The following is a 17,690-nucleotide window of genomic DNA, read 5'->3' as shown; positions in this document are numbered from 1 at the left end:
TACGTATGAAAAAGAGAAAAAAGTCATTTAAAATAGGCTGCCTTGCTATGGTAGCAGTTCTGATAGGTGGAATATTGGTTTTTCATTTATCTGTTTGGGGAGCAGATGCTCTGCTCCCGGGGGTAGAGCGTATCGTAGCAGACAAATCCACAGGAGCCGAAGACTTCCGTATTTTAGAAATTGTACCGGATGGAGCAAAAGGAGAAATCGGATATTATGTGAAAGGGCAGGAACCTTATTATTTAACAGACCGATTTGAAGATGCAATAACCAATATGGCTTCCAACACACAAGCGAACAGACTTCAATATGTACAAGATATAAAAACGAAAATGCAGAGCCTTATAACAGAAAATGCTACGGAAAAAAACAACTATCCGCTATTTTTTGAAACATATCAAGAAAATTATTTTCCGGCAGAGAACGAGATCGCTTCATGGAAAAAAATTAATTTTCCTGATGGGAAATATGAGACCGTAAATATGAAAGGTCATTATGAAGCATGCACTGCAGGTGAAAAGGGAGATTACACCAAAGTTAATGCAGTCTATGAGCCTGTAGCAAGGGGAACCGGAGATTATCTGGAACAGATAGACAGCTTTACCTATATGCCCGAATCCGAATCGGCATATTATGAAGTTACCTTTTTGACAGAACAACAGGCGATAGATTTGGGTACTCCTATTTCAAATGAAAATCGTGCTTTGGGTTCTTATCTACCGGTTGATCCCGGTGATTTGACCAAAGGTTTTGTTATGATTGAAGAACCACAGACCGGTATCACTTATTATTATGTTTCAGATTATGCTTTTTCGATTGATGGAACCAGCAACCCTGCAGGAACAGATTATTATGCAGTATTAAAAAGCGAGGAACCTTATAAGCAGGCAGCAGGAGGCAATTATAAAAAGAGTTCTGTGGAAAGTTATCAATATACACCAGAAACCGGAGATTACAAATTTGTTCAAAATGAATCCGATCCTGAAACAGAAGTGATTTGCGGAGCAGTTTATTACAAAGGTGGTTTTACCAATAATAATTGGTTTAAAAAGCATGTATTTGCCATGGAAGAGACGGAATATGATAATTTTAATATTAACGTGACTACCGTTACACCGGCAGAATTAGCTGCATATTCGGCAAATCAACTGGCAGTGTACGACTTAGTTTATATTTGTGGAAATACTCCAGAGAATTCAACGGTTACTTACGGGAAAGGTGCTAGTGACATAACATGGTCTCAAGCATACACAATTTTTTCTTTCCTGGCAGGAGAAAAACTTCCCTGTATCATAGATTATAGCAGTATTAGTGGTGCCAGCGAAACAGAGATAAAAAATTCATATATGTGCAAGCTGATGATTTTGGCAATGCAGGATGATATCGCAGATTTCTTTGATTTAGAATTTCATTCAACGACAGAAGAACCGACTTCAGCGCGCTGGAGTGAGTTGATTCAGGGAATCCAAACAGGTTCTGCTAATAATTTTGCAAAGGATAATATTTACAGTATTGCAAATCAGGAACTAGTTGCTTTAGATTTCACCAAGCCATTTGAAGAGTCAGTCGTTCAGGCAGGTTTTGCTCCGGTACTAGAATTAATTAAAAGTGAAAATACATTAAGAGATAAGAGCAATCAACTTCCGACAGATATCTCAAAGTGTACTGCAGTCCAGTATATATTAAATCATAGAAATGCAAGACAGATTGTGAAAAAATCTATATTGCGGATTTTAGAGGTACAGCCTACAACGGCTACAGATCTTACGGATAAAATAACGCAATGGACGAAATCCTTAAATATGGATGGAGTGGAGATTAAGATTGATTCAATGTCTTCAGCAGAATTTATTGGAAAGATTAATGATTTGAATACAGATTACGATATGATTTATTTCGGACTAAATACCAAGTGGATGAATACCAATGCAGCAGGTCAGACTGTTTATAATGATACTTCAATGAATGGCTTGATTTATACTCATACCGGAGACAGAGTGATTTGTGAACCAACGATTGCCGGTATGCTGAATCGAGATTATGTAGGTTCTTCACGAAACAATTATCTCTATGCTTCCCAAAGAGGCGGAACCTATTTATTTGGAAAAAATTTAACAGTAAATAATTTTTACAATCATAAAACCAATAAGTATCAGAATGTAAAATTAAACGATGTAGGTGTATATCGCTACAGTGGAAATGACATCAATCAAGAAAAAATGAATGAAGTTTTGGATTATGTGAAAGCGAAATATGCGGTCGTATTGGCGAATGATTTTTATACCTATAATAAAAGTGGAGATAGAACAGGGGTAAACACGCAGAAAATCGACAATTCTTCTTATATGTATGAGTTAGTAAATGAAACATTTACAAGTGGAGCGGAGAATGTGATCAGTGAAAAAGAAATCATAAATTCCAGTGTATTCTCCTATTATGTCAATATGCCAAAACTTACTTTGTCCTTCCAGACAGATCCGGGAGTTACCATACAGAATGGACGTTATTATTTAAAATATGAGTTTATGATAGACAGTTCGGTAGAACTTAATCATGATACCAACTATTTTGCAAACCTTTATCTTGATGCAAATGCAGATGGTAAATATGCTACTGGTGAGAAACAGACAGATTTTTATATTATCAATGCCAGTGGAGCCCAGCCATCAAAAGACAATGAAGGAAGGTATCAGTTAAAATCGAAACAGGTTTATACTATGTTTAAAGAAATGCCCTCTAGTTATGTAGGAACCATACCTTGGAAAATAGAAATTTCTCAAGTTGATAATAATTATATCAGAACTTCCAAAACGGATTATTCAGTTATAAGTAAATCTGTGGATGAAGAAAAAGAAACGATAAAAATATTACAAATTAAACAAAGTTCCACTTGTACAGGATGGCAGGCAAACAATTTTGATCTTTCCACTAATACGGCATTCCAAAATCTTTTGACACAGTTAAATGATTTTAAACTCGATATTACAACAATACCGTCTGATAAGTTCGTACAAGCGTATAATCAAAAGGCGCAGCAGGGAATTGATTATTTAGATGATTACAATATGCTGATTCTAGGATTTGCAGATGTTTATGCGGAGATTGATAATACCAATAAATCGTCGGGAGGTTTGAATAAAGGACCGGTTGATGGAATACTTAGTTTCATAGAGAGCGGTCGAAGCGTACTGTTTACTCATGATACCGCCTCTTTTATCAATACAAAGTCCGATTTATTTTACGCAGATTCAGGTGAAAAAAACGCATCTGTAGCAAATTTAAAAAGCTGGGTTGCTTATTGGGGCTATAATATCAATACAATCATACGTGATGTAGTAGGTATGGACCGATATGGAATCAGCAGCAATAACGTTTTAAAGGAAGGGGATATGCTGACTTCATCACAATATGCAGCAGCAGGGCTATTAGATTCAGGAAATGATTTGGCATATGTGGCAGGTTCCAATCGCTCTAAGACTTATCCTGAAACCCAGGGTTATTGTGATCATTTATTAAATGGAAAACGTATTTCGGCATTAAATACATATATGAACTTAAATTCAAGTTCTAATATTGGAGCCGCAGGTTCTGGAAATGGTGCTTATAATAATATCAATGTTACAAAAGTAAACGATGGACAGATTACCTCATATCCATTTAAGATTCCTGATAAATTCATAGTATCGACGACTCATTATCAGTATTATCAGCTTGACTTGGAAAGTGATGCAGATAAGGATGGAAAAGGAGATATTGTTGTTTGGTACTGCTTGTCGGATGTAGTAGACGGAAGTGGGAAAAAAACGAACAATCCTTATACAGTAACAGAAAATGATGTAAGAAATAATTATTACATTTACAGTAAAGGAAATGTCATGTATTCCGGTGTTGGACATTCCACCGTAAATAAAGAAGATGAGATGAAGCTCTTCATTAATACTATGATAGCTTCCTACAAATCCAGTGCCAAGAATCCAAATGTCACAGTACTTGAATCAGGTGATATTACATCAGCAGCAAAAAAATACGAATATTTGACCTTTGATGAAAGCATGGCAGTTGAGAACGAAGAAGTAAGTCTAGATAAAGATATTGACATTTATTTTACAGTTTCCGATAGTAACATTATTTCCACACAAAAGACCATTAGTGTTGATTATTATGTAGGAGATGAAAATGGAAGCGAGTCTATCGTAGAAGGCAGTGTAAAAGCTACAAAGCTGGATTTGAAAACTTATAATAGTGACGGAAGCCAGGAAGTAGCCAATAATGGATTGACCAGTAATGGAGTTTATAAAATCACGGTACCCAACGCAGCCCAATACTTAAAGGGAAAAGATGAAGTTAATCTATATATTGAAACAACCAGTTCCTTTAATTATTATGGAAAACAAAAGAATATGAAAGGCTATGGAGTATTGAGCCTAGTAAAGACACAATTATTTGAACTAGATTAACCTTGCAAGTAACCTATCTGTTTTCTCTTTATTTCATGTATTAGAGGAATCTAAATTCTGTCACTGGAGGCTAAAATATGTCTGGAAATCCCAACCTTGAGCTAGTACTCGTACAAATGGGATTTCCAGATATAAGATTTTCTGGGGAAGTAAAGTTGAATTATATTTACAATATGATATTCTCAAAAGATGTTTAGCATAACCGTTAAAAAACATGTTGAATCATATTTATTATATGATATAATTTTTTTATCAAGTTAAGAAATGAACGAGGATATTTATTGTGTAGTTGCCCTCAATCTAAAGAGAAAGGGGGCGGTGCCGATGACGACACTTGAAGGATTAACATTATGCATGGTACTATTTGCATTTGGCAGCTTTATAGTTGGACTTATCGCCCTATTTTTAGAAATAATTAAATTATACACAAAAAAAATAAGTATCCTCTACCTGGAAAGTTCAGAATACTTATTTTTGAAAACATAGGGCATATCTACAACATAGATATCCTTTTCTTAACTTGATTATATCAAAGGGTACTTGATTTGACAAGTACCTTTTTTAGTATTCTCAAAAATAGAAATAGTAAAACAACTATTTATCGATCAGACTATTGGCTGCAACCTTTCCTAAAGACTCCCATATATTTTACCGGAATCTTTTTCAATTACTTAAAACTTTATTTACAATATTTAACAAAAACCCTACTTATACTTATATTATAATAATTATTGTAATGTAATAATAGAAAAGGAGGAGTAACATGATTAAATTTAAAAAAATGATACCAATTATTACAATTTGTGGAGCCTTAGCTTTAGTAAGCTCAGTTCCAACACTTGCAAATGATGCGGAAGTAGGAAATGCATATGGAGGATGGAGCGAGTCTCAGGGGTATTGGACTGCAAACACAAAACAAAACACAAAACAAAACACAGTAAAAATCTGTTCTACTTCAAAACCTAATTATCATAGTGGATGTAGAATAAAAGATAAGATAAACGGAAAAACATGTTATGCTGCCTATGGTGAAACAATTTGGGTGAATACAATTCACTATACAAATGCCAGAATAGAAAATATAAGTGGGAAAGTACGTACTTCAAGTGGAAGACAATGGGCAATAAATTGTACGAAGGCTGAATCACCATATTATAGGCCACGACTTTTTGAGAATATAGAAGCTAGGACTTATTGGGGAAGATAGATTGAAAAAGGGAGAGATAATTTATCTCTTCCTTTTAGAAAGAGTTGGGATATGATTAAATTAAAAAACTTAATTTTCATTTCATTTTTTACAGTTGTAATTATTTTTATTGTGCAGATTATTTTTTACAATATGAGACAAAATGATCTTGTTTTAATCTCAAATAATTTTTATACAAATAATTATACGGTTTTTTATGATCAAGATTTAGAGAAGTGGAGAAATACAGAAATAGGAGATAAGTGTAGATTATTTGTAGAATATGATAATAATACCAGATTTTGTTTAGAAAATAATGAATGGAATCCACCAATAATAAAGGGAAAATTTTTTTCAAAGGGTTTAAAAGGTAAGAAAGCTGTTGTAGGAAAAGATATCGAAAAGCAGGCAGAGCATCTGAATGGAAAAAAGATAATAAGTCTGAACAATGAAAAATATGAAATAATTGGTATATTAGGAGGGGATTTTACATCAAAATCAGATAGTCTGGTTTTGTTATATGGAGGCGAGATTCCTAAACAAAACAGATATAAAATAGTTTTAGATGGTGATAGTAAAAAAGAAATACGTAATATAACGAAAAGAATCATGAGGCAGTATCCCAATTTAATACATGCTGAGCCGGATATAGAAGGAGTTGCTAGAGTTACAGGTACGTTATTTTTTCAAAGATTATTAAATTTAAATGGTTTTATTTTAGTTTGCTTTTTAATATTTATATTTTTTGCCTTTTGGGAAAGAATGCATAAAAAAGAAAATTACGTTCTTTACCTGCTAGGTGTTAATAATAAGAGGATTATGTTGTACTATATAAGAAATATTTTGGCAAATTTCACATTTTCCATTATAGTGAGCTGTTTTTACATACTAGTTGTCATGAAAGATATAAATATTTTAGTACAACCTGCTCTAATTCATATATTATTTGGTTTCGTATTATTAAGTGTGGTAATTGCACTTGGTCTATTAAGAGGTACTATGAATAAAAACTTTGCATAAGGATATGAAAAAGTATGTTAATTAAAGAACTTATTTTGTTTTATAAAAGAAATTTAAATATTTGTTTATTTGTATATATACAAATAACAATTTTCATGGTATTAATCGGTACATTCTATTCTTTCATATATGATTTAGATTTTGAAAATAGTGATATGAAAAAAATGTATGAAGACAATGCTATATACCAAATGATTGATAATTATGTTGATGGTAATGAATTTAATAAGTTTGTAGTTCAAAAAGATTCTTTGTCAAAACTTAAAAACTTTTATAATGGACTGGAAAATGCAGAATCATTTCATTACATAACAATAGCAAATCAGCATCTTTTAATTACTGATCAAAGTATTCCAGACAAATTTGCATATGGCTATGCAAACGGGATGGAGGTTCCATCAGTTAATGTTGATAACAAAGTTTATAAACCAATTAAATCGCTCCAGATAAATTTGAATGGTGCAAAATTTTTCAATTTGAAAGCAGCAGAGGGTAAGGTATGGAATGAAGAAGATTTTGTTATTCAGAATACGATGCCAATTATACTAGGAGATTCTTATCATGATATTTATAAGGTAGGAGATAAGTTACATATAAAATACCTGGAAAAAGATATCAACTGTATTGTTATAGGTTTTTTAGAAAAAAACTCTAAAATATTTTATCAGAATAATTTGGAATTTTATCTGGATGACTATATTTTGATGCCTATGTGGAATTATATAATGCAGCCTCAAAGTGAATTTGAAGCGAGATATCAGATGATGAATTATTTTAATATGATTAATGGGTATTTAGTAACGAAAAATAATAAGAACGACATAAATAGAATGATGCAGGAGTTAGAGAGTATCTCAAAAGATGCATCCTTTGACGGCTATACTTTTATCGGGTATAATCCACATGTTAAAAAATATCAAGACATCAGTGTTATTCTACAAGAAAATAAAAATTTAATTAAAATTATTTTAACTATGTCCTGTATTTTAAATATAATACTTATATTATTTATATCGTATTTGCAATATAAAAATGAAAGATATTATTATAATGTTTTTTTGATTCAAGGGGCAAAGAAAAGTTTTATTATAACATTAAAGTTTTTAGAAATTATGCTTATAGTATTAGCAGCATTTTTAACACAGTTGTATATATTAAACCATTTATTAAAAATAGGAGAGTTTGCTACTTATATTAAAGCTGGGTATATAGGTGTTTTTGTAATTCTTTCTTATGTTATTTTTGGGACGAACTTATTATTAAATAACAAAGAATTAAAAATTGATAAAGAAGAAGAGGTGTAATAAATGCTGTTAAAATTGCAACATATACAGAAATCTTTTATTAATGGAAGAACGAAAAGGGCTGTTTTAAATGATATTAACATGGAAATTTCTAAAGGAGACTATATAGCAATAATGGGTAGGAGTGGTTCCGGAAAGTCTACTTTATTAAATATTTTAGGTACATTAATACCATATGATAAAGGAACAATGATCTATAATAACCAAAAAGTAACACAATTATCTTTTGATCAACGTTCTGAGTTTAGAAAAAGACATATTGGTTTTGTAACGCAACAGTTTCATTTATTACATGACAGGAATGTTTATGAAAACATTAAGTTGCCACTAAATTTTATGAAATTAGAAAAAGATAAAATAAAAAAAGAGGTTAATAAGGTGTTGGAAATGCTAGATTTGGAGTCTTTTCAAAAGGTATCCATTAGTAAGCTTTCCGGAGGAGAACAGCAAAGGGTAGCAATTGGAAGAGCAATAGTAAAAAAACCGGATATTTTACTTGTGGATGAACCAACCGGATCGCTAGATGAGGAGTCAGAAAAAAGCATATTGGATATATTTGATATGCTGCATTCGCAAGGAACGACAATAGTTATTGTAACACATAACACGGCTGTATCAGAAAGGTGTGATAAAAACTATTTTTTGAAGGGTGGGAAATTGTCTGCTCCTATAATTTATTGAATATAAGATTCATTAAATCCATCAAAATGGGTTGTGTTAAACACCATAAGCATCATTGAAATGCCTGATATAAGTGTTTAAACAACCCATTATTTCATTTAACAATATCCATTGAATAACATACCACTATATATTGATGTCACATAGGGGTCAGCAAATGTTTTCCCTGGATTTTTATATGTAATTAAAGTTTTGTTGACATATTGCATAGGATCGAGCATTGCTTTATTTGCCTTTGTATTAACTACATTTTTAAAATCTTTTAATACAGAGAAATTCTCTTTTGCGTCTTCCTCTGTTACAGCGTTTAAAAGTAATTGTTTATCTACGAGTATAGAACCGTCTTTTTGAATCATAAGTCCGATTGGTTCAAATTGATTCGAAAAATCTTTTGTTACGTTTTCCATTTCATTTTGAAACTTATTTATATAAGAAGTAACGGAAGCATATTCATTCGTTAGCATTAAGGAAGAATTATAAGCTTCCACCAATTCCTGAACATTATCAGCGATAGTGTCAGCATCTGCTTTTAAACTAATGGTAGCAGGATTATCTTCTTCACTGATTCCCTTCATTGTGACTTCAAATGATTTTCCAACTGTAAATGTATTTGAATAGGAGAATTTCTCCATACCATTTAATAAGAAGGAAGAATTTTCAGGGTACTGATTTATTTCATCAATGCCCAAGTAAGAAAGGGCAGTGTCTGAGTTTGGATTACTATTTTTTGATATTGTAAATATTGTAGGGTTGTTATTTATAATACCGGTATTGACTGATTTGATTTCCAGAGATGATTGATCTCCATGTTCTCCCAAAATGTTAGCAGTAAGACCGATGTTTGAGTCATTGATCAAAGAAGCTAATTTACGCTGTATACTAATATTTGTATCTTTTTCATTCACGCCGAATTGAAACTCGAATCCCATATTCCCGGTATTTAAGTCAAAAGAGTAAGTTCCCGGTTTTAACTGCGTAGTTTGGTTGGAAGGTAAAAAATTACCTAAATTTATCTGTGGGGTTGCAAGTTGTTTCACTTCGATTTCAAAAGAAGTAATTCCGTCTTCTTGATCATAATCACCAATATATTTGGTAGATACAATATCATCCTGACTTGAGATTGCAACCTTACGTTGAAAACAGTTTATATCATCAGCTCCGTCGGAAAGGGCAGACACCACATTTTTAATGTTACGTGCACTTTCTTTGAGGTCTATTACATATCTTTGCATATCCTTAGATAAATCTACTTTATATAGAGGAGATTCTTTATTTAGTTTCTTTATTATATTACAGATATTTCTTAGTTCGCTCTTTTTGTGAGTATCGTATCGGGTGAGCTGAGTTGAAGTATAATTTGACATATAATAATTGTAAGTCTGCTGAATACCACCCATAATATCTCCTCCTTTCCTCCTTGAATTCGTGCAAAGCACTGGAGAGCATAACAAATCCATTTTTACTCTTATATTATACAATATATTGGAGGAAATGTCACTATTTTTATGAAAATATGTCAATATTTCGGGAAAAGGCTGTATCTTTTTCTGTTGACAATATTAAGACCAAATGCTAAAATATTAAATTATTACACGAGAGAAAAAACAGTTGACGTGATTGACTTTGTGTGATATATTGGACTAGCGATGGAAGTAGGTCTTTTTTTTATGCCTAAAAACTGAAATAGTCAAATTTGTATAAATTTGGCTCATTAAATGAAATTAACTGGAGGTGGAAGTTGTGCGCGTAAAAATCACATTGGCATGTACGGAGTGTAAACAACGTAATTACAACATGACAAAGGATAAGAAAGCTCATCCAGACAGAATGGAGACAAAGAAGTATTGTAAATTCTGTAAAACACACACATTACACAAGGAAACTAAGTAATTAGGTTAGTGCAAAGGGAGTGGAAGAATGGGAGAAGCTGTTAAGGAGAATGCTCCAAAAACAAGCTGGACAACCGGCTTAAAGGCTGAATTTAAGAAAATCATCTGGCCTGATAAACAATCACTCGTAAGACAAACAATTGCAGTCATTGCAGTTTCTGTTGCCTTAGGTGTACTTACTACAATCATTGATGCTGTTTTAAAATATGGTGTTGATATTATAGTAAATTTATAAAGGACAAAGGTGATTAAATGTCAGAAACAAATTGGTATGTAGTTCATACTTATTCCGGGTATGAGAACAAGGTTAAGGCCAACATTGAAAAGACAATTGAAAACAGACATCTGGAAGACCAGATTATTGAAGTCAGAGTCCCTATGCAAGACGTTGTTGAAGTGAAGAACGGAGCCAAGAAACAGGTTCAGAAAAAAATGTTTCCAGGTTACGTCTTAATCAACATGATTATGAATGATGACACTTGGTATGTGGTGAGAAACACCCGGGGTGTTACCGGATTTGTAGGTCCCGGATCCAAACCGGTTCCTTTGACGGAAGAAGAAATGAAGCCGTTAGGAATTAAAATGGATAATGTTGTAGTAGACTTTGAAGAGGGTGATAACATCGTTGTTACCGGTGGAGCTTGGGAAGGTACGATGGGTATCATTCAAGCAATGAATCATGGAAAACAAACTGTGACAATCAATGTTGAGCTATTTGGTCGTGAGACGCCAGTAGAAATCAGTTTCACAGAAGTTAAGAAAGCGTAAAGGAGGTAACCGCTATGGCAAAGAAAGTAGAAGGTTATATTAAATTACAAATTCCTGCGGGAAAGGCAACACCAGCACCACCTGTTGGACCAGCGTTAGGACAGCATGGTGTGAATATTGTGCAATTTACAAAAGAATTTAATGCAAGAACAGCAGATAAAGGAGATACAATTATACCGGTAGTAATTACTGTATATGCAGATAGAAGTTTCAGCTTCATTACAAAAACTCCACCTGCTGCAGTTCTATTAAAACAAGCTTGCAAAATCAAATCAGGTTCCTCAGAACCACATAAAGTTAAAGTAGCAAGCATTTCAAAAGAAGAAGTTCAAAAAATTGCTGAATTAAAAATGCCAGATTTAAATGCCGGATCATTAGAGGCAGCGATCAGCATGGTTTCAGGAACAGCAAGAAGCATGGGAATCACTGTAACAGAATAGTAGATCGAATGCTATAAAAAAATGAAACGTGGGAGGGAAATCCCGCTAATACCACAGGAGGTTATTTGAATGAAAAGAGGAAAGAAATATATTGAAGCTGCAAAAGCAGTAGATCGTGCAACATTATACGATACAGCAGATGCCATTGCATTAGCAAAGAAAACTGCTGTTGCTAAATTTGATGAAACAATCGAAGCTCATATCAGAACAGGATGTGATGGTCGTCATGCGGATCAGCAAATTCGTGGTGCGGTAGTATTGCCTCATGGAACTGGTAAAACTGTTAAAGTTTTAGTATTTGCAAAGGGTGACAAAGTTGATGAAGCTTTGGCAGCAGGAGCAGATCATGTAGGTGGAGAAGAATTGATACCAAAAATCCAAAATGATGGCTGGTTAGATTTTGATGTAGTAGTTGCTACGCCGGATATGATGGGCGTTGTTGGACGTCTTGGACGTGTACTTGGACCAAAAGGTTTAATGCCGAACCCAAAAGCCGGAACTGTTACGATGGATGTAACGAAAGCAGTGAACGACATCAAAGCTGGTAAGATTGAGTATAGATTGGATAAAACAAATATTATCCATGTGCCAATTGGTAAGGCTTCTTTCACAGAAGCGCAATTAGCGGACAACTTCCAGACGCTTATGGATGCAATTATTAAAGCTAAGCCGGCAGCATTGAAAGGTCAATATTTGAAGAGTGTTGTACTTGCTCCTACAATGGGACCGGGTGTGAAGATTAATACAGCTAAATTGGCTTAGGATTTAGTGTTGACATCTGAAATATAGAATGATATAATTACAAAGCATATGCCGAAGACAGTAGGTACCGTAAGGTATAAATTAGTAATGCCTACCGAGGATGATAAGAATTCTAGAAAGAATATTATTGAACCTCTCTGTCTTTTGACAGAGAGGTTTTTTCGGCAGATACAAAAAATATAAGGAGGTGCACAGATCATGGCAAAAGTAGAATTAAAGCAACCAGTCGTTGAAGAAATTTCTGCAAGCATCAAAGATGCACAATCTGTTGTATTAGTTGATTACCGTGGACTTACAGTAGATGAAGATACACAATTACGTAAACAATTAAGAGAAGCAGGCGTTACTTATAAAGTGTACAAAAACACAATGATGAATTTTGCTTTTAAAGGAACAGATTTTGAAAGTTTAGCTCCATTTTTGGAAGGTCCTAGTGCTATCGCTATTTCAAACGAAGATGCGACAGCTCCGGCAAGAATATTAGCTAAATTTGCAAAAACAGCTCCTAAATTAGAACTTAAAGCAGGTGTTGTGGAAGGAATTTTATACGATCATGCAGGAATTCAAGAAATAGCAAAAGTTCCTTCAAGAGAAGAATTACTATCCAAGTTACTTGGAAGTATCCAATCACCAATTACAAACTTTGCTCGTGTTATTAATCAAATCGCAGAAGCAAACGGTGGAGATGCACAGGCAGCTTCAGCAGAATAAGTAATAATCCAAAAAGAAGAATAAAAATCGGAGGTAATAAAAATGGCAAAATTAACAACAGCAGAAATGATCGAAGCGATCAAAGAACTAACTGTATTAGAATTAAATGAATTAGTAAAAGCATGTGAAGAAGAATTTGGCGTGTCTGCAGCAGCAGGTGTTGTAGTAGCAGCAGCTGGTGGAGAAGCAGGAGCAGGTGCTGAAGAAAAAACTGAATTTGACGTTGAATTGGCAGAAGTAGGACCAAGCAAAGTTAAAGTAATTAAAGTTGTTCGTGAAGTTACAGGTTTAGGATTAAAAGAAGCAAAAGAATTAGTTGATGGTGCACCTAAAGTAATTAAAGAAGGTGCTGAAAAAGCTGAAGCAGAAGAAATTAAATCAAAACTTGAAGCAGAAGGTGCTAAAGTTAATCTTAAATAAGATTGATTTATTGGATCCCCGTTTTAAAAACGGGGATTTTTCTATTTTAAAGGTCAGTTGTCAAAAGTGCCTGTTTTTTAAAGCGGTCAAGAAAATAAAAAAAATATTGACATATAAAAACCAATGTGCTAATATGGAGGATGCACTATTGTGGTCGAGTATGCCTAAGACTGCATTTAATATATAGAAAAGCGAGAGGTGAAACATCAATGGAGAAAAACAGAATACGTCCGGTTAAAAATGGAAAAAGTGTTCGAATGAGTTATTCCCGTCAAAAAGAAGTATTAGAGATGCCAAATTTGATTGAAGTTCAAAAAGATTCGTATCAATGGTTTTTGGATGAAGGTCTCAAAGAAGTATTTGCTGATATTTCTCCGATAGCGGATTATAGCGGACATTTAAGCCTAGAGTTCACGGATTTCGTGCTTTGTGAAGACGACGTCAAATATTCAATTGAAGAGTGCAAAGAAAGAGACGCTACCTATGCTGCTCCTCTTAAAGTACGAGTAAGACTTTACAATAAAGAGAATGACGAGATTAACGAACATGAAATTTTTATGGGTGATTTACCATTAATGACAGAAACAGGAACCTTTGTAATTAATGGGGCGGAACGTGTTATCGTAAGCCAGTTAGTGCGTTCTCCAGGCATTTATTATGATGTAAATCATGATAAAATCGGTAAAAAGCTGTATTCCTCTACTGTAATCCCTAACAGAGGTGCGTGGTTAGAGTATGAAACAGATTCCAATGATGTTTTCTATGTTCGTGTAGATAGAACAAGAAAAGTTCCGATTACTGTTCTTATCAGAGCTTTGGGAATTGGTACAAATGCTGAGATTGTTGAGCTGTTTGGAGAAGAACCAAAGATTATAGCTAGTTTACAAAAAGATACTTCCGAAAGTTATCAGGAAGGTCTTCTTGAATTATATAAAAAGATACGTCCCGGTGAACCATTAACCGTTGAAAGTGCAGAAAGTTTAATTACGAATATGTTCTTTGATCCCAGAAGATACGATTTGGCAAAGGTGGGAAGATACAAATTTAATAAAAAACTTGCGTTAAGAAATAGAATCAGAGGTTTTGTTTTAGCAGAAGATGTAATAGATACAACAACTGGTGAAATTCTTGCAGAAGCAGGAACTCAGGTAACAGCAGAATTGGCAGATGCTATCCAAAATGCAGCTGTTCCTTTTGTGATGATTCAAACAGAAGAACGTAATGTCAAAGTAATTTCAAGTATGGTGGTCGATATTACTAATTTTGTAGATGTGGATCCGGTAGAAGTTGGGGTTACTGAACTAGTATATTATCCGGTATTGGCAAAAATACTGGAAGAAAATGACAGCTTAGATGATATTAAAGCTGCTATAAAGAAGAGTATCAGCGAATTAATACCAAAGCATATTACGAAAGAAGATATTATTGCTTCTATTAATTATAATATGCATTTGGAGTATGGAATCGGTCATAGTGATGATATCGATCATCTTGGAAATAGAAGAATTAGAGCAGTAGGAGAACTTTTGCAGAACCAGTATAGAATAGGTCTATCCAGATTAGAGCGTGTGGTTCGTGAAAGAATGACGACGCAGGACCTGGAGGGCATTTCTCCTCAAAGCCTTATTAATATAAAACCTGTAACAGCAGCGGTTAAAGAGTTTTTTGGTTCTTCACAGCTGTCACAGTTTATGGATCAAAATAATCCACTGGGTGAATTGACACACAAGAGACGTCTATCTGCATTAGGACCGGGCGGTCTGTCCAGAGATAGAGCCGGATTTGAGGTTCGTGACGTTCATTATTCGCATTATGGAAGAATGTGTCCGATTGAGACACCGGAAGGTCCAAACATTGGTTTGATCAACTCTCTTGCTACTTATGCAAGAATCAATGAATATGGTTTTATTGAAGCACCATATCGTAAAATTGATAAAGCAGATCCTAAAAACCCTGTAGTTACTGATGAAGTTGTTTATATGACTGCAGATGAAGAAGACAATTATCACGTAGCTCAAGCGAATGAGCCATTGGATGAAGCAGGACATTTCGTTCATAAAAACGTTTCCGGTCGTTACAAAGAAGAAACGCAAGAGTATGAAAGAACTGTATTTGATTATATGGATGTTTCACCAAAGATGGTATTTTCGGTAGCTACCGCATTGATTCCGTTTTTGGAAAATGATGATGCAAACCGTGCTCTAATGGGATCTAACATGCAGCGTCAGGCTGTACCTTTGTTAATTACAGAGGCACCTGTAGTTGGTACTGGTATGGAGACCAAAACAGCAGTTGACTCAGGGGTTTGTGTGGTTTCAAAAAAAGCAGGTATTGTAGAACGTTCTACTTCGAAAGAAATTACGATGAAATACGACGATGGAACAAGGGAAGTTTATCATTTAACTAAATTTTCCAGGAGTAACCAAAGTAACTGTTACAATCAAATGCCAATTGTATTTAAAGGTGAGCATGTTGAGGCAGGTCAGGTCATAGCGGATGGTCCATCTACTGAAAATGGAGAAATCGCTCTCGGAAAGAATCCTTTAATTGGTTTCATGACGTGGGAAGGTTATAACTATGAAGATGCTGTATTATTAAGTGAAAGATTAGTTCAAGAAGATGTATATACATCTGTTCATATTGAAGAATATGAAACAGAAGCACGTGATACCAAGCTGGGACCGGAAGAAATTACGAGAGATGTTCCCGGTGTTGGAGATGATGCGTTAAAAGATCTCGATGAAAGAGGAATCATTCGTATTGGTGCTGAAGTACGAGCAGGTGATATTTTAGTTGGAAAGGTTACACCGAAAGGTGAGACGGAATTAACAGCGGAAGAAAGATTACTTCGTGCAATTTTCGGCGAAAAAGCCAGAGAAGTAAGAGATACTTCTTTAAAAGTACCTCATGGTGAATATGGAATTGTAGTGGATGCTAAAGTCTTTACAAGAGAAAATGGTGACGAATTACCACCAGGTGTGAATCAGTCTGTATGTATTTATATTGCACAGAAAAGAAAAATCTCCGTTGGTGATAAAATGGCTGGTCGTCATGGTAATAAGGGTGTTGTTTCCCGCGTATTACCAGTAGAGGATATGCCTTATTTACCTAATGGGCGCCCATTAGATATTGTATTGAATCCTCTAGGCGTGCCATCTCGTATGAATATCGGACAGGTATTGGAAATTCATTTAAGTCTTGCGGCAAAAGCATTAGGATTTAATATTGCAACTCCTGTATTCGATGGTGCACGTGAAAATGATATTATGGATACATTGGATTTAGCCAATGATTATGTAAATATGGAGTGGGATGATTTCTATCAAAAATATAAAGAAGAACTTGTGCCGGAAGTTATGGAATTTTTGGATAAGAATAAAGCTCACAGAAGTTTATGGAAAGGTGTTCCTATTTCCCGTGACGGAAAAGTAAGACTCCGTGATGGAAGAACTGGAGAATATTTTGATAGTTCTGTTACGATTGGACACATGCATTATTTGAAACTTCATCATTTGGTTGATGATAAGATTCATGCACGTTCTACGGGACCATACTCCTTAGTAACACAACAGCCTTTGGGTGGAAAAGCACAGTTTGGTGGACAAAGATTTGGAGAAATGGAAGTTTGGGCATTAGAGGCATATGGTGCATCTTATACCCTACAAGAAATTTTGACTGTGAAATCTGATGATGTGGTTGGACGTGTTAAAACGTATGAAGCAATTATTAAAGGAGATAATATTCCTGAACCTGGAATTCCTGAATCCTTTAAAGTATTACTAAAAGAACTTCAATCTTTGGGCTTGGATGTAAAAGTACTAAATGACGATAAAACAGAAATAGAAATTATGGAATCAGTTGATGAGATTGATGCAGATATGACATTCATCGAGGGCGACAGAAACTTTGGTTTTGAAGATGGAGAAGCTTTCAGTGATAAAGGATTCAGTCAACAAATTTTTGATGATGAAAGTGAAGAGTTAGTTGATGTTGAAGAAGAGGAAGAAGAAATACTGGAAGATATGGTTGCCACATTAGACGAAGAATAGAAG

At 34.3% G+C, this 17,690-nt stretch carries 15 protein-coding genes and 1 other annotated feature; of the genes, 14 read left to right on the top strand and 1 reads right to left on the bottom strand.

Going from position 1 to position 17,690, the window contains the following annotated elements:
* The first annotated feature begins 5 nt into the window (after window positions 1–5).
* The 6 genes from DWV06_RS17825 (at window position 6) to DWV06_RS17805 (ending at window position 8,648) form a co-directional block, all read left to right on the top strand.
* Window positions 6–4,457 (top strand): DUF5057 domain-containing protein, encoded by a 4,452-nt coding sequence (locus DWV06_RS17825; RefSeq protein WP_115483574.1) that lies wholly within the window; start codon window positions 6–8, stop codon window positions 4,455–4,457.
* 324 nt (window positions 4,458–4,781) lie between these two features.
* Window positions 4,782–4,943 carry a hypothetical protein gene (locus DWV06_RS18485; protein WP_155522649.1) on the top strand — a complete coding sequence of 54 codons (162 nt, stop codon included), beginning with the start codon at window positions 4,782–4,784 and terminating at the stop codon, window positions 4,941–4,943.
* A 277-nt stretch (window positions 4,944–5,220) separates the two neighbouring features.
* Window positions 5,221–5,664: a hypothetical protein gene (locus DWV06_RS17820; protein WP_115483573.1), complete on the top strand. Its 444-nt coding sequence runs from the start codon at window positions 5,221–5,223 to the stop codon at window positions 5,662–5,664.
* Window positions 5,665–5,715: 51 nt separating this feature from the next.
* Complete coding sequence (locus tag DWV06_RS17815) at window positions 5,716–6,663, top strand: FtsX-like permease family protein (protein ID WP_115483572.1); 948 nt, start codon at window positions 5,716–5,718, stop codon at window positions 6,661–6,663.
* Window positions 6,664–6,677: 14 nt separating this feature from the next.
* Window positions 6,678–7,967 (top strand): hypothetical protein, encoded by a 1,290-nt coding sequence (locus DWV06_RS17810; protein ID WP_115483571.1) that lies wholly within the window; start codon window positions 6,678–6,680, stop codon window positions 7,965–7,967.
* A 3-nt stretch (window positions 7,968–7,970) separates the two neighbouring features.
* Window positions 7,971–8,648 carry an ABC transporter ATP-binding protein gene (locus DWV06_RS17805; RefSeq protein WP_205027784.1) on the top strand — a complete coding sequence of 226 codons (678 nt, stop codon included), beginning with the start codon at window positions 7,971–7,973 and terminating at the stop codon, window positions 8,646–8,648.
* Window positions 8,649–8,746: 98 nt separating this feature from the next.
* Here DWV06_RS17805 and DWV06_RS17800 read toward each other — a convergent pair whose 3' ends face one another.
* Window positions 8,747–10,045: a flagellar capping protein gene (locus DWV06_RS17800; protein ID WP_115483570.1), complete on the bottom strand. Its 1,299-nt coding sequence runs from the start codon at window positions 10,043–10,045 to the stop codon at window positions 8,747–8,749.
* A gap of 343 nt (window positions 10,046–10,388) precedes the next feature.
* On the opposite strand from DWV06_RS17800, the gene rpmG reads away from it, so the two are divergent.
* The 8 genes from rpmG (at window position 10,389) to rpoB (ending at window position 17,687) form a co-directional block, all read left to right on the top strand.
* Complete coding sequence (gene rpmG / locus DWV06_RS17795) at window positions 10,389–10,538, top strand: 50S ribosomal protein L33 (protein WP_115483569.1); 150 nt, start codon at window positions 10,389–10,391, stop codon at window positions 10,536–10,538.
* Between the two features lie 27 nt (window positions 10,539–10,565).
* Window positions 10,566–10,772: a preprotein translocase subunit SecE gene (gene secE, locus DWV06_RS17790; protein ID WP_115483568.1), complete on the top strand. Its 207-nt coding sequence runs from the start codon at window positions 10,566–10,568 to the stop codon at window positions 10,770–10,772.
* A 17-nt stretch (window positions 10,773–10,789) separates the two neighbouring features.
* Complete coding sequence (gene nusG / locus DWV06_RS17785; protein ID WP_115483567.1) at window positions 10,790–11,305, top strand: transcription termination/antitermination protein NusG; 516 nt, start codon at window positions 10,790–10,792, stop codon at window positions 11,303–11,305.
* Between the two features lie 14 nt (window positions 11,306–11,319).
* Entirely contained in the window at window positions 11,320–11,745 is a 426-nt protein-coding gene (rplK, locus tag DWV06_RS17780) for a 50S ribosomal protein L11 (RefSeq protein WP_115483566.1), read from the top strand.
* A gap of 69 nt (window positions 11,746–11,814) precedes the next feature.
* Window positions 11,815–12,507, top strand: a complete 693-nt coding sequence (gene rplA / locus DWV06_RS17775) for a 50S ribosomal protein L1 (RefSeq protein WP_115483565.1) — start codon at window positions 11,815–11,817, stop codon at window positions 12,505–12,507.
* 33 nt (window positions 12,508–12,540) lie between these two features.
* Window positions 12,541–12,678, top strand: a sequence feature (ribosomal protein L10 leader region).
* A gap of 27 nt (window positions 12,679–12,705) precedes the next feature.
* Window positions 12,706–13,218: a 50S ribosomal protein L10 gene (gene rplJ, locus DWV06_RS17770; protein WP_115483564.1), complete on the top strand. Its 513-nt coding sequence runs from the start codon at window positions 12,706–12,708 to the stop codon at window positions 13,216–13,218.
* 42 nt (window positions 13,219–13,260) lie between these two features.
* Entirely contained in the window at window positions 13,261–13,638 is a 378-nt protein-coding gene (gene rplL, locus DWV06_RS17765) for a 50S ribosomal protein L7/L12 (protein ID WP_115483563.1), read from the top strand.
* Between the two features lie 209 nt (window positions 13,639–13,847).
* A complete protein-coding gene (rpoB, locus tag DWV06_RS17755) occupies window positions 13,848–17,687 on the top strand; it encodes a DNA-directed RNA polymerase subunit beta (protein ID WP_115483561.1) in 3,840 nt (1,279 codons plus the stop codon).
* Window positions 17,688–17,690 lie beyond the last annotated feature (3 nt).

The sequence above is a fragment of the Anaerosacchariphilus polymeriproducens genome, from assembly GCF_003363435.1.
Lineage (GTDB): Bacteria > Bacillota > Clostridia > Lachnospirales > Lachnospiraceae > Anaerosacchariphilus > Anaerosacchariphilus polymeriproducens.
The sequence above is the reverse complement of the archived record's forward strand: the minus strand, read 5'-3'. Positions and strand labels throughout refer to the sequence as shown.